The 13,984-nt window shown below is 49.5% G+C and carries 11 protein-coding genes; 5 read left to right on the top strand and 6 right to left on the bottom strand.

Going from position 1 to position 13,984, the window contains the following annotated elements; all coding sequences use genetic code 11:
• Position 1: 1 nt before the first annotated feature.
• Positions 2 to 2,299: a glycoside hydrolase family 65 protein gene (locus EI981_RS03760; protein WP_126995590.1), complete on the bottom strand. Its 2,298-nt coding sequence runs from the start codon at positions 2,297 to 2,299 to the stop codon at positions 2 to 4.
• A gap of 238 nt (positions 2,300 to 2,537) precedes the next feature.
• Here EI981_RS03760 and EI981_RS03755 point away from each other — a divergent pair, with 238 nt between their 5' ends.
• The gene (locus tag EI981_RS03755; RefSeq protein ID WP_126995588.1) at positions 2,538 to 3,314 is read left to right on the top strand and encodes a class I SAM-dependent methyltransferase; all 777 of its coding nucleotides are present in this window, start codon (positions 2,538 to 2,540) and stop codon (positions 3,312 to 3,314) included.
• Between the two features lie 129 nt (positions 3,315 to 3,443).
• Here EI981_RS03755 and EI981_RS03750 read toward each other — a convergent pair whose 3' ends face one another.
• From EI981_RS03750 to EI981_RS03730, 5 genes are all read right to left on the bottom strand, one after another.
• Positions 3,444 to 3,704 (bottom strand): hypothetical protein, encoded by a 261-nt coding sequence (locus EI981_RS03750; RefSeq protein WP_126995586.1) that lies wholly within the window; start codon positions 3,702 to 3,704, stop codon positions 3,444 to 3,446.
• A 51-nt stretch (positions 3,705 to 3,755) separates the two neighbouring features.
• Positions 3,756 to 4,658 (bottom strand): inositol monophosphatase family protein, encoded by a 903-nt coding sequence (locus EI981_RS03745; protein WP_126995584.1) that lies wholly within the window; start codon positions 4,656 to 4,658, stop codon positions 3,756 to 3,758.
• Positions 4,659 to 5,100: 442 nt separating this feature from the next.
• Positions 5,101 to 5,418, bottom strand: a complete 318-nt coding sequence (locus tag EI981_RS03740) for a hypothetical protein (RefSeq protein WP_127004312.1) — start codon at positions 5,416 to 5,418, stop codon at positions 5,101 to 5,103.
• A 54-nt stretch (positions 5,419 to 5,472) separates the two neighbouring features.
• On the bottom strand, positions 5,473 to 6,570 hold the full coding sequence (locus tag EI981_RS03735; protein ID WP_126995582.1) for a D-alanine--D-alanine ligase: 1,098 nt from the start codon (positions 6,568 to 6,570) through the stop codon (positions 5,473 to 5,475).
• Between the two features lie 57 nt (positions 6,571 to 6,627).
• Positions 6,628 to 7,632, bottom strand: a complete 1,005-nt coding sequence (locus tag EI981_RS03730) for an amidase domain-containing protein (protein WP_126995580.1) — start codon at positions 7,630 to 7,632, stop codon at positions 6,628 to 6,630.
• 241 nt (positions 7,633 to 7,873) lie between these two features.
• On the opposite strand from EI981_RS03730, the gene acnA reads away from it, so the two are divergent.
• The 4 genes from acnA to EI981_RS03710 all read left to right on the top strand — a co-directional run bounded on the left by acnA (position 7,874) and on the right by EI981_RS03710 (position 13,885).
• The gene (gene acnA / locus EI981_RS03725) at positions 7,874 to 10,591 is read left to right on the top strand and encodes an aconitate hydratase AcnA (protein WP_126995578.1); all 2,718 of its coding nucleotides are present in this window, start codon (positions 7,874 to 7,876) and stop codon (positions 10,589 to 10,591) included.
• A gap of 156 nt (positions 10,592 to 10,747) precedes the next feature.
• Positions 10,748 to 11,146 carry a GntR family transcriptional regulator gene (locus EI981_RS03720; protein ID WP_126995576.1) on the top strand — a complete coding sequence of 133 codons (399 nt, stop codon included), beginning with the start codon at positions 10,748 to 10,750 and terminating at the stop codon, positions 11,144 to 11,146.
• Position 11,147: 1 nt separating this feature from the next.
• A complete protein-coding gene (locus EI981_RS03715) occupies positions 11,148 to 12,242 on the top strand; it encodes a DUF1648 domain-containing protein (protein WP_126995574.1) in 1,095 nt (364 codons plus the stop codon).
• Positions 12,243 to 12,274: 32 nt separating this feature from the next.
• Positions 12,275 to 13,885: an alpha/beta hydrolase family protein gene (locus EI981_RS03710; protein WP_126995572.1), complete on the top strand. Its 1,611-nt coding sequence runs from the start codon at positions 12,275 to 12,277 to the stop codon at positions 13,883 to 13,885.
• Positions 13,886 to 13,984: the final 99 nt, after the last annotated feature.

Here is a 13,984-nt window from a genome sequence, read left to right as displayed (position 1 = left end):
TTCATCCCTCCTTCTTCAAATCCAGCACAATCCCTGCCGGGCCAACGATATAGTCCTGGCCATAGATATGGATCGAAGCGGGATCGCCGCTGCGTACACTAATCTTCACCCGCTGCTGGTTCACATCGACCGCGAGCTCGGTTCCCTGATAAGTGATCGGGAAGGAATATTGGCTCCAGCGCTCCGGAATCGTCGGGTTGAAGATCAGCTTATCTCCATCCGAGCGCATTCCCCCGAAGCCATAAACAATATTCATCCACGCTGCGGCAATCGAGGTCGTATGCAGTCCCTCTCTCGTATTACGGTTATAATTGTCGAGATCTAGCCGAGTTGCGAATTCGAAGAACTTGTAAGCTTCCGCAGGTCTGCCAATCTCCGCAGCCAGAATTGAATGAATCGATGGAGACAGCGACGACTCATGGATACATCTCGTCTCGTAATAATCGTAATTAGCCCGTTTCGCCTCGACTGAGAACTCCCCACTGTACAGGAACATGAACATAAGCACATCTGGCTGCTTAATCATGTCATAGCGATAGAGACGATCATAGGACCAGTGCGAATAGAGTGGAAACTCGGTCACCGGGATCGAATGAATATCCAGATGCGGCATATCGAAGAAACCGTCATGCTCCTCGTAGATTCCCGTCTCGTCATCATAAGGTATCTTCATATTGTCAGCCTTGTTCTTCCAATCTATCTGCTCCTGCATCGTCAACCCCAGGCGATCCGTCAGCGCTGCAAAGACGGCCAGATCAGCCTGCTCCATCTCAGCAATCGTCTGTAGTGTATACTCGAACAGCTTCTTCGCCATCAAGTTGATGTAACAGTTGTTGTTCACCATAAGCTGGAACTCATCCGGCCCCATCACCCCGAAATAACCGTATTTGCCGCTCTTCTGTCCCCACTGCCCACGGGTCGCATAGAAACGGCTGATCTGAATCAGCATCTCCAAACCTTTTTCATATAAAAATGCCCTGTCGCCTGTAATATTCACATAATGACGAATCCCATAAGCCACTGCCGTACCTACATGCAGTTGTAAATTGGAATGCTGCCATAGGTCACAGCTCTCCGTCCCATCGATCGTCGCAATCGGATAGAACGCCCCTGCACAGTCAAGCTCCTTCGCCCTCTCTAACGCCTGCGGCAATGTCTTGTACCGGAACTCCAGCAAGCTGCGCGCCGCCTTCGGGTTATTAAAGATATAGAACGGCAGACAGTAGGACTCCGTATCCCAGAAGGCCAGGCCGCGATAAGCTTCCCCGGTGAGCCCTTTCGCCCCAATGTTGAAGCCCGGATTGTCGCCATGATAGGTCTGATACAATTGGAAAATACAGAAACGAATCCCTTGCTGATTCTCAGGGTCCCCCTCGATCACGATGTCGGAATGCTTCCATACCTTCGCCCAATACTGCTCCTGCTGCTCCGCAGCTGTCTGGTAGTCCACCTGGGCGTACTGCTTAGCCAGCTTCATGCCCTTGGACCAGACTTCAACATCGCTCTGCTCCCGATCCTTATCTGCACAATTGATAACCAGCTTATCTACCACAGTCTCTTCTTCCTTATTCAGCTTCAGGATGATCTCATCGCCTATGAAATTTTCTTCACTTAATGCTGTGCTTTTAGCTCCCTCAGGCAGAGCAAGCCGATAGCTTGAGAACAGCCGATTTCCCGTATTCGCTGTCTGACCCAGCATTCCGCTAATTCCGCGTTGACGGTCCTGCTTTACAGTTTCCCAGTATCTTGTATTCTGATCTTCATGGATCGTTGCAAAGTCAAGACCCATGATCACCTGGGCTGTACCGGTGAAGTTAAGCGGCTTCAACACGAGCCTCTGACACCCCAGGATCGATACCTCCATACTTACCAGCCTTTCAAAGAATAACTGCACGCTCTTTCCATTCTGCAAATGCCAGATAAGCTGACGCGTATATACGCCACGCTTGAAGTCCAGCTCCCTGCGAAAATTCGAGAACTTGCTCGTTCCCATATCAAAGGTCTCATCGTCGATCGTAATGCGTGTATAGAGCCAGTCAACCCCGTTGACCATAAAGCGCAATGAGCGAATGATTCCCTTATAGTGCGCCCCAACCTCACTCTCTTCGAACAATCCATTGAAATAACTGCCTATTAACGTGTCACCACTATAACCTTCCTCGGCATAGCCGCGAACCCCCATATATTCATTGCCCAACGAGAAAATAGATTCCGACACCCGGCTGCGCTGCGGATCGAACCCTTCCTCAACGACCTTCCATGGATCAACGACTAAATATTTATCCGCTATCTTCGGCATATTTGATCTCTCCCTATTGAATATTCATTCTGTTCTGGCATGCCCTTCCTCCAGATTAGCCAAAAAATCGCTCTGCGCGAATGTCCAGGACTAATGAGCTTATGCGTGATCTTACTGAACTTGAACTGGATTCCCTCTATTAATAGGATTAACCTATTAGTGAGATTGAATTTATATATTTAACCAATGCGAATTTGTATGTCACAATAAAGACAATTCATATGGAGGTGGTCCGGTTATGGAGGCAAGACAGGTATGGAACGCCAAGCTCTACGATACGAAATTTAGGTTTGTATCCGAATACGGCAAGGATGTGCTCGAGCTCTTGAACGCACAGGTAGGAGAAGAAATCATTGACCTCGGCTGTGGTACAGGGGATATCTCTTATGAGATTGCCAAGACAGGAGCCGTTGTCAGCGGCTTTGATTTATCGGAGACGATGATTCAGCAGGCCCGACTCAAATATCCAGATCTGAAGTTTAAAGTTCAGAATGCAGCCCATTTCTCCGTGGAACGGCCTGTTCAAGCCGTTTTCTCCAATGCCGCGCTGCATTGGGTCAAAGATGCCGGAAATGTAGTCAAATCCGTCTATCGCGCCTTAGATTGCGGAGGCAGATTCATTGCCGAATTCGGCGGTAAAGGAAATGTCGACCTCATCGTCCAGCACATTACCAAAGTACTTGACGCGAATTATGGCATTGATGCCAAGCCGCTCGATCCCTGGTATTTTCCAAGTCTCGGTGAATACAGCAGTTTATTAGAAGAGCACGGTTTTCGAGTAACCTATGCCGTACATTTCGACCGGCCTACCAAGCTGGAGGGTGGAGCAATGGGCATGCAGCATTGGCTCCGTTTATTTGCTGAGGATTCATTTCTGTATTCCCTAAGCGAGCCTGATAAGGAACAGGCGATTCAGCTCATCGCCAAATCCGCTGAACAAGATCTGCTGGTTGGCGGTGAATGGTACGGGGACTACAAGCGACTACGGATTGTTGCGATTAAGGAAGAAACGTAATATAGAATGTATTCAGGCATAGAAAAACGGATACCCCATCCAGTCCATGGTGGTATCCGTTATATCTTTACAAGTATATATTTTCATTAATCAGACTTGGCTTCGATAAGAGATAGGGATCTGAAGATGTTATGACTCATTATCGCTTTTCTCTTTATCCATATGTCCCGTTTTCCTCAAATAATTATCGTATCGGTCATCAACTTCCTTGGCGATTTTACGGTATTTGAACGTCTCTTCCACGATCGGGTCAAGCTGTGTCTGAATCCTTATCTCATATCGTGGGGACAAGCGGCGCCGTTCTTCTGCGCGGCGCTCCTCCTCGCTAATCGGCTCGCCTTCCGTCAACAGTTCATTCAATTCCCGTTCCAGATCTTTCTCATCGCTCATGGTATTTGAACTCCTTTTCGAATCAGAATCCGGTCTTCACAGGATGTATCGCTAGACCCCAGTGGCTTCGGCAGTCTTCAGCACATCGAGCAGCTCCTGATGGATTTTGCCATTGGTGGCCACCAGGCGTCGAACGCCAATATCATAAGGATTGCCTACCGTGTCGGTAACGATACCTCCCGACTCCTTGACCAGCAGAGCACCTGCGGCAATATCCCATGCATTCAGACCAACCTCATAATAACCACTAAGTCGACCAGCGGCGACATAGGCAAGATGCAAGGCTGCAGAGCCGGCGGCGCGCAGGCTGCGAGTTCTATCCGATAGTGCGGTGATCCCTTTCATATTAACTGGCAGCGCAACCTCACGGTCCGGGTTGAAGCCAACCGCCAGGACGCTGTCTGCGAGCTTATCGTCTCGAGACACCCGCGTTGGGTTGCCATGAACATATGCTCCCTTGCCCTTCTCGGCAACGAACATCTCGTCGCGGATTGGATCATAAATTACGCCTATAATGACTTCACCACGATAGGCCAAGGCAATCGACACACAGAAGAAGGGATAGCCTTGCACAAAATTCGTCGTCCCGTCGATCGGATCAATGATCCATAAGTATTCAGCTTCCTTCTTCGCCTCTGTCAATGCATTCGCGGATGCTTCAGCGCCGGGATCAACACTCTCTTCCCCAAGGATCGCATGATCCGGAAAATGCGTCAGAATCAGCTTACGAATCATCAGCTCTGCCCCTTTATCAACATCGGTGACCAGATCCTGTGGTGAACATTTCGTATTTATCTCCTTAATTAGTCCAAGCCGGCTCTTAATCCATTCTCCCGCTTTGGAGGCACTGTTGATCGCCACAGCCGTCGGACTCTTGCTTCCTACTACGTATGGAATTTTAGGCTTAGGTTCCAATGGTTTCACACTACTTTCTAATTGATTTTCAACTTGCATAGCTCTTCTATGAATCTTTCAATTTTTACCTTTTTTAAAATATACGCCCCGAATGGCGCAAAGTTGCATCATTTAAGCGATTTGTGTAGGAAATCAGGCTGAATAGCTGCAAATCGATCTGTATTTAATATACCACCATTTATATAAAAAGTCCGTAACCAGCCACATAGTACGGCCAATTACGAACCCCTCTTACGAATATGAATCAACTAAATCAGATCTTCTATTTACAGAGTTCCCGCCATCAGGAAAAATAAACCTGAAGGCAATTCATATCAGAGGTTATTTAAAAAGTCCCCCTTTGATAATAAACCCAATCGCAATCTTCAAGGAGGAGCGACCGCGATTCAATAAGCTTCGTCTCAAAAGCTTGTCCCTCAATATGGCCTAGGCAAATGAACCACAATTGACCGAGACAAGCTCCTGAGCGAAAGGGGCTCAACTACTTGGCCTCTCCGAAGAACATCTCGTAAGCAAGCGCAGTTTGGATCGCGGATTCTTCATCCGTCAGTGGACGTACCAGATCCAACTCTACTGCGGTCACCTCTTCACCGTTGAAGTTAATCTCAGCAACACAGGCGGTGATCTTCACTATGGCTACAGCCTTATTATCCGGGCTATAAGCAATGACCTTCTGCCCGGTCGGGAATACGCGCAATCCCTCCTTGCGCATCTTGCCGCGACCATATTCCAACAGGTCGAACAGCTCCTGTTCATTCTTAAATTTACATACCGAATTAAATTCTGTCTGGAACCCCATGCTCATCTCCCTTTCCGTCCTGAATTCATTCTGTTCCTAATTCGTCTTGCCAGATTAATTAATCCCGTTCTCAAAGAACAGATCCTGTCTCTTCGCGAACCGTTCCATTGCCAGCTCGATCAGTCGGTCAAGCAGCGTCTCATAAGAGAGTCCTGTCTCTCTCCACAATAGCGGGTACATGCTGTATGGAGTGAAGCCTGGCATTGTGTTCACTTCGTTAATCAGGATACGACCGTCTGTCTTGCGTATAAAGAAGTCAGCCCGGCACAATCCATTGCAAGCGATCGCCTTAAAGGCTTTGACCGCCACATCGCGAATGCGTTCAGCCAGCTCGGTATCAAGCGGGGCTGGGATCAGCATTTGCGATTTGCCGTCGAGATATTTAGCTTGATAATCGTAATATTCGCCAGAGGATACGATTTCTCCTGGTACGGAAGCCAGCGGAATATCGTTGCCAAGCACCCCAACCTCAACCTCGCGGGCTTCAACGAATTCCTCTACGATGACCTTAGTATCATAACGGAGCGCTAGCTTAACAGAGCTTATAAGCTCCTCTCTCGTCTTCGCCTTCGATATCCCGACGCTGGAGCCAAGATTAGCCGGTTTAATGAAGCAAGGATACCCCAGCTTCTCCTCAACCTGCTGAATCTGTGTAAAGCTATCGCGCTCCCATTCACTATCTGTGAAATAACAGTACCCGCACTGCTCAATTTCTGCATCGGCGAACAGCTTCTTCATAATCACTTTGTCCATACCAGCAGCCGAAGCCAATACGCCTGCTCCTACATATGGAATGTTCGCCATCTCGAACAAGCCTTGAATCGTGCCGTCTTCACCATTGGTGCCATGCAGAAGCGGGAAGGCGACATCAATCTTCGCTTCACCCGTTGCCAGCTTACTGAACAGCGTATTAATCGCCACGCTTGTATCCCCCGCATCCGATTCCAGCTTTAATTGTTCTAACGCGGTAAAAGGAGCGGATTGATTGCTGCCGACTCTCCACTCCCCCTGCTTCGTAATATAGAAAGGCAGCAATTCATATTTCTCGTAATCAAAAGCCTGCATGACTGCCAGAGCCGTCTGTAGCGACACCTCGTGTTCCCCAGATTTGCCTCCGTAAATCAGTCCTACAGTCAATTTGTCCTGTCCCATGGGTAACCTCTTTTCTAAATATAAATACACGTCTTGATCGATTGAAACTCCCTGATGTCAGAAGCGATCCGCTATATGGAAAAACCGATATACAGTATCCTCGGTCCAGGCGTAGGAATCCCGATAGTCCCAGTAGCGATGCTGGCTTGGCGTTGTATGTGCATTCACAAGCGGCATGCCGCCCGCGTCAAAGGCGGTGACGATCGTACTGTGCTGATATGCACCGTTCCCATCCCAGTCGTAAATAATGACATCTCCCAACTGAAGCAGTTCAGGACGGTCAACGATCTCCGCACGCAAATGAGAGTTGCTATGGGTCAAATATAGCTGAAGGGCATTCGCCACCGCCCAGCTATAGCTCCAGGCCTCCTGTTTGCCTACATATCCTTTATACCACCAGCCCGATTCTCTTTTTCCAGTATAGTTTATTGGGGCTCCGCCTGCAAAGAGACATTGGGAGATATAACTGGTGCAATCGACTTCAAATTGGGCAAATTCCGGATTAAAGCTGTCCCACCAGCGATCTGCGTACAATACTGCGTCTTCACGCCGATAAGCTGTGCTTCGCTGGGACCCGCCCGCACCGAGAATTTGATGATTCAGATAAGGACGGGACGGACCGGCCTTTCCTGTGTAATCCTGATTGTAGATGGAGGCAACATTCACCGGAGCGCTCCGCTCCGGAATAGGCTGATACACGCGAGACACCGTCCAGCCATCCCCCTCGCGCAGGAGTGTCAGGCGCTGCTGATCGACCCGCTGCTCCTGATGCCTGGCTCCGCCCTTATCATAATAGATCTTCTGCAACAGCATCAGCTCCACTTCCAGCTCACCTGCCCGATGCTCGATCTCACGAATCAGTCGCGCCTTCGTCTCGCATCGAACTGGAGCTGCCCCCCGTTCCCTGTACCACATCTCCAGCCTATGTTTACGTTCCCCGCTGCGGATCAAATAATCCAGATCGGTCACGACGGAATCCTCCGAGCACACCCGGTAATCGACCTCATCCTGATTAAGCTGATTTACGTACTTCGTCAGTACTCTTCTCCATTCGTCCGCCATGGTTCTCGCCCCCTTCAAATACATTCCCATTCTATTTATATGAACGCATAATAATGAGTATGTACTAACTAGAGGTATCCTTGTTTACTCGCCCGGGCTTGATGACATCGATCCGAAATGGGTAACGCTAACAGCAGAAGCAACTGGACAAAAAACACTTTACTCACTTCGGTGGGGAAGCTATACTTAAGGTAGTGAATTTGAAATTGTGTTTCACCTAACGGAACAAGGAGGTACATTCATGTCAAAGAACGATTTTTTCACTGCTGCCCGTCAACTGTCTGTTGGTGGTAAGAACTATCGCTACTATGACCTGCAGACGCTGGAACAGCAAGGGCTTGGCCAAATTTCCAAGCTGCCGTTCTCGATTAAGGTATTGCTGGAGGCGGCTATCCGCCAATATGACGGCAGAGCTATTACTGAAGAACATGTGAAGCAAATCGCTGGCTGGGCCGAGGGCCGCGATGAGAACAAAGAGATCCCATTTATCCCGGCAAGAATCGTGCTGCAGGACTTCACCGGCGTACCGGTTGTCGTCGATCTGGCGGCTATGCGCGATACCGTGAAGAAAGCTGGCGGTGATCCGAAGCAGATCAATCCGCTCGTTCCCGTCGATCTCGTTATCGACCACTCTGTCATGGTTGATGCCTTTGGTTCCCCTGATGCTCTCGAATATAATATGAACATTGAATTCGAACGGAATGAAGAACGTTATCGCTTCCTGCGCTGGGCACAGACCGCATTCAACAACTTCCGCGCGGTACCGCCTGCAACCGGAATCGTACACCAGGTTAACCTGGAATACCTCGCCTCGGTAGCCGCTACGAAGACCGTAGATGGTGAGACGGTAGTATATCCAGACTCCCTGGTCGGAACGGATTCTCATACGACGATGATCAACGGCCTGGGTGTTGTCGGCTGGGGCGTTGGAGGTATTGAGGCAGAAGCCGGCATGCTCGGACAACCGCTTTATTTTGTAGCACCAGAAGTCATCGGCTTCAAATTGACCGGCAGCTTGAGCGAAGGCGCGACAGCAACAGACCTGGCCTTGACGGTTACAGAAATGCTGCGCAAAAAAGGCGTTGTTGGCAAATTCGTTGAGTTCTACGGACCTGGCCTGACTAACATCAGCCTCGCTGACCGCGCAACCGTAGCCAACATGGCACCGGAATACGGCGCTACGATCGGTTACTTCCCGGTTGACAAAGAGACGCTTGCTTACATGCGCAGCACAGGCCGCAGCGAAGAGCAAATCGCGCTCGTTGAAGCCTACTACAAAGCGCAAGGCATGTTCCGCACCAATGAGACTGCTGATCCAGAGTTCTCGGATCTGATTGAGTTGGACCTCGCTATGGTCGTACCGAGCTTGGCTGGGCCTAAGCGTCCGCAAGACCGGATTGAGCTCACTGAGATGAAGAACAAATTCAACGATATTATCCGTACTCCTATTGATAAAGGCGGCTACGGCTTGAGCGACGAGAAGATTACGCAGCGTGTTCCGGTCACTCATCCTGACGGAAGCACAAGCGAGCTCGCTCCAGGTGCTGTAGTTATTGCAGCAATTACAAGCTGTACGAACACATCCAACCCTAGTGTAATGCTGGGCGCTGGTCTGCTTGCTAAGAAGGCTGTGGAACGCGGCCTGACCAAGCCAGGATATGTGAAGAGCAGCTTGACTCCAGGCTCGCTCGTCGTCACCGAATATTTACAGAAGTCCGGTCTGATCGTTCCGTTGGAGAAGCTCGGCTTCTACGTAGCAGGCTACGGCTGTGCTACCTGTATCGGCAACTCCGGACCGCTTCCAGAGGAAGTCGGCAGCGCGATTGCCGATAACGACCTGACAGTTGCCGCTGTATTGTCCGGGAACCGTAACTTCGAAGGACGAGTTCACGCGCAGGTCAAAGCGAACTATCTCGCTTCGCCTCCGCTCGTCGTTGCCTATGCAATCGCTGGTACGGTGAACATCGACCTCCAGAATGATCCGCTCGGCTATGACCAACAAGGTGAGCCAGTTTATCTGAAGGATATCTGGCCAACTTCGATGGAGATCAAGGAAGCAATCGCTTCTTCGATTAGTCCAGAGATGTTCCGCAGCAAATATGAGCATGTCTTTACGCAAAATGAACGCTGGAATTCGATTGCTGTCCCTCAGGGCGAGCTCTATGAATGGGATGAGAAATCAACCTACATTCAGAATCCGCCGTTCTTCGAGAAGATTGGCGATGGCATGCAGGATATCGCTGATATCCACAGTGCCAGCGTGCTGGCTCTGCTCGGCGATTCGGTTACAACCGACCATATCTCGCCAGCCGGCAACATCTCGCCTTCCAGCCCTGCCGGGTATTACTTGAACGAGCGCGGAGTGGCCCGCAAGGACTTCAACTCCTACGGCTCTCGTCGCGGCAACCATGAGATCATGATGCGCGGTACCTTCGCTAACATCCGTATCCGTAACCAGGTAGCCCCTGGCACAGAAGGCGGCGTAACGAAGTACTTGCCAACCGACGAAGTGATGTCCATCTATGATGCGGCAATGAAATATCAAAGCGAAGGTAAGAACCTGGTCGTACTCGCTGGCAAGGAATACGGAACAGGCAGCTCACGTGACTGGGCAGCCAAAGGAACTTACTTGCTGGGCGTTAAGGCTGTTATCGCGGAGAGCTTCGAACGAATCCACCGCAGCAACCTCGTTGGCATGGGTGTGCTTCCACTGCAGTTCCAGGAAGGAACGAGCTGGAAGATCCTGAACATCGATGGTACGGAGACCTTCGATATTCTCGGCCTGAGCAATGATGTTAAGCCAGGACAAGAGTTGAAGGTTGTGGGAACGCGCGAAGATGGAAGCAGCTTCGAATTTACCGCAGTCGCCCGCCTCGACAGCATGGTTGATGTGGACTACTACCATAATGGTGGTATTCTGCAGACTGTACTGCGCCAAATGATCAGCGCGACGAACTAATTTGATTGGAATTATACATTCATTGTAATAAGCAGACCTCCCATTCACCTGAATTTAGAATTCAGGGTGGATGGGAGGTTTTTTTTATGGTTTACATTAATTTATGTTGTCTGTTATATTATTAGTATAACAATTAGAACAAAGAAGGTGACGGCTGTGATTATCCAGCTTGATATGCAATCCGAGCTTCCGATATACACTCAGTTAGTAAATCAAATCATTGAGGGCATTGCCAGCGGGCGCTTGAAGCCGGGCGAGCCTCTGCCTTCCGTACGCAGCCTAGCCTCAGATATAGGCATTAACCTTCACACTGTCAATAAGGCGTATACGCTGCTCAAGCAAGACGAATTCATCCTCGTGCATCGCCAGAAGGGCGTAGTCATTAACCCGGACGGTATGCCGGGGATTACGAAGAACTACCGGAACAAAATGCGCGGAGAGCTTAAGCCTATCGCCGCAGAAGCGATCTGCCGCGGAATGAGCAGAGAGCAGTTGCTATTGGAAGTTGAACGGATATACCAGGAAATAACGCAGACAGACAAGGAGAATGATTAGCATGAGCACACTATCCTCCCTTTTGATTGCCCTTATATTTCTGCCCATGATGATTTCCTTAACTGCTATGCCTTATTTAACGCGAGAGACGATAAGCTTCGGTGTAACCGTCAGTGAGGACAATTACCGCAGTGAGACACTGCACCGTATGCGCAGGTCCTATAGTATGTACAGCGGTATTTTGTATGCCGTCTTGTTCATCCTCTGCATTATCCAACTTCTCCGCAGTAATCCCGTACAGCAGAACGGAGTCATTGGCGCTTATATCGTCATGGTTATTCTGATCTCAGCAGTTATGAATGTGATCTATTATTTTAAAATGAAGAAACTCCTTCCTTCGCTTCCTTCCACCCCAGCTCCATCGATGCTGGCCGTGGATACGAGCTTCCGCCAAGGCAAACTGGTTCTCTCTAATAAGTGGTTCTTGATTCATGTGGTTATTATTCTTGCCGGACTAATCGCCGTCTTGAATCGCTATGAGCAAATACCAAGCCTTATTCCAATGAAGTTCGATCTCATGGGAAATGTGACTCGCAGTGCAGTCAAATCGTATCGCTCAGTCCTCTACCCGTCGATCATTCAGACTTTTATGACCCTGCTATTCATATTTATCAATTGGAGCATCCGCAACAGTAAACAGCAGATTCAAGCAGATGATCCGCAGCGATCACGCCGTCAGAATATCGTGTTCCGCCGCAGCTGGTCGCTATTTACGGTGCTGTCAAGCTTCGCCCTGCTTCTCCTATTTTCGATGATTCAACTTAACATGCTGGGCCAGATCAATGTGAACAGCCTGATGCTTATCAGCTTGCTCACCCCGATCTTCGTCATTCTGTTCGCCTTCCTGATCTCTTTCAGGACAGGTCAAGGCGGGAGCAGAATCAGTCGTCCAGCAGCGGGCTCCAAGCTCGCGCCGGTGAATAACGATAGTCACTGGAAGCTGGGCATGTTCTATTTCAACCGCCAGGATCCAGCCCTATTTATGGAGAAAAGAATAGGCGTCGGCTGGACGCTGAATTTCGGCCACCCTCTATGCTGGCTGGTTCTGTTAGGTATCGGTGGTTTCATCGCGTTAACCTATGTTTTCGCGAGATAATATATACCTTTTTTCTTAAGGAGGAAATTGTAATGTCAAAGAAGAGAACACCGCTCAATGCTGCCATTGCAGCCACGATCGCTCTAAGTCTTATGCTGCCTATGGGCGCTTCCGCCGCCCCTTCATTCAGCAGCTCGACAGCACTTACACCACTGAGAGAATCAGCACTTGAATATGGAGCAGATGTTAAATGGAACCAACAGACCCACACAATCATCATTACTAAGGGCAACATTGTAATCAAGCTGGAAGCGGGAAAAAGCCAGGCCATTGTCAATGGCAAGCAGGTAGTTCTGGAACATCCGATCACCATCGTGTCAGGACACGCTCTAATTGATACCAAATTCATAAATGAACTATTTCAGGAATTACAGCAATCCACCGACCCCGCGGACCTGTTCATCCAAGGCCTGCAAGCTGGAGATGGCGCCGAATCCGCCAAATATGTCAGCCCATCCTCTGCTACCGCCCTGCAGGAGAATCTGTTAAAGGTATTGTGGAGCAATTTCGAGACCGTCTACGGTAAGATGAAACTGACTGGCAGCAAGACAGAGAAGGTCAACGCTGTACACCGAAATGTAACTTACGGGGTCGAATCAGAGATGGTTCCGCTCAAAATTACCGTCCGCATGAACCTTTCCGGGCAAGTGGATGACCTGAACGTAACGACTGCCTCTGATGACTCTGGATACAAGAAGCCGTCCTATGACAAACCAGATAGCTACACGGAGCAAGAGGTGACTGTTGGTCAGGGCAGCCTGGCATTGCCGGGGACACTCACCTTACCTAAAGGGGATGGCCCCTTTCCTGCCATTGTGCTCGTCCAAGGTTCCGGGCCGCATGATCGCGATTCATCCATAGGCGGAACTAAACTGTTCCGTGATCTTGCAGCAGGGCTTGCTTCACAAGGCATCGCGGTATTACGTTATGACAAGGTGACCTATGAGCATTCCTTCAAAGTAGCCACGAACCCGAAATTTACGATGAAGCAAGAGAGTGTTGACGATGCATTAGCTGCGGTACAAATGCTCAAGGGCAATGCAAGCATCGATACTTCACGGATTTTCGTTGCTGGCCATAGCCAAGGCGGGTACGCGATCCCTCTGCTGGTCGCTGAGGACAAAGGCCATAATGTAGCGGGAACCGTGGTTATCTCTGGACCAAGCGGCAAGTTTGCTGATGTACTGGCTGAACAACAACAGGAGCTCGTTCAGCGCGTCAAGCAGCTTGGAATCGATGCTGCTCCATATGAGCAGCAGGCCGCTCAGTATATTGCGCTTGCCAACATCGTAAATGATCCGCAGTATACAGTGGATCATATGCCGGAGCAGTTCCCGTTGCAGCCTGCGTACTGGTGGTTCGAGCAGAAGAACTATGTTCCGGCTGAGCTCGCCAAGAGCCAGAGCATCCCGATACTGATTCTACAAGGAGAGAATGACTGGCAGGTACCGATGAAGCAATTCGAGGACTGGAAGACTGCCTTGAAGGATCGTAAAGATGTGAAGTTCAAATCTTATCCGAATGTGAATCATCTATTAATCTCATACCAGGGGGTCTCAATTGGAGCTGAATATATCCAGCCATCCAATGTATCGGAGAACATCGTCGACGATATTGCCACCTGGATTCAAGAATTCAAATAATCTTATAACAAAAAAATCGCGAGTCTGCATGGCCTTATTCTGGCCAGGAGACTCGCGATTTGTTATATTAGTGCATGTTTACAAAGTCAGACTTTCAGC

It is taken from the genome of Paenibacillus lutimineralis, assembly GCF_003991425.1.
Lineage (GTDB): Bacteria > Bacillota > Bacilli > Paenibacillales > Paenibacillaceae > Fontibacillus > Fontibacillus lutimineralis.
Note: the sequence above shows the minus strand (reverse complement) of the source record. Positions and strands in the feature narration are given on the sequence as shown.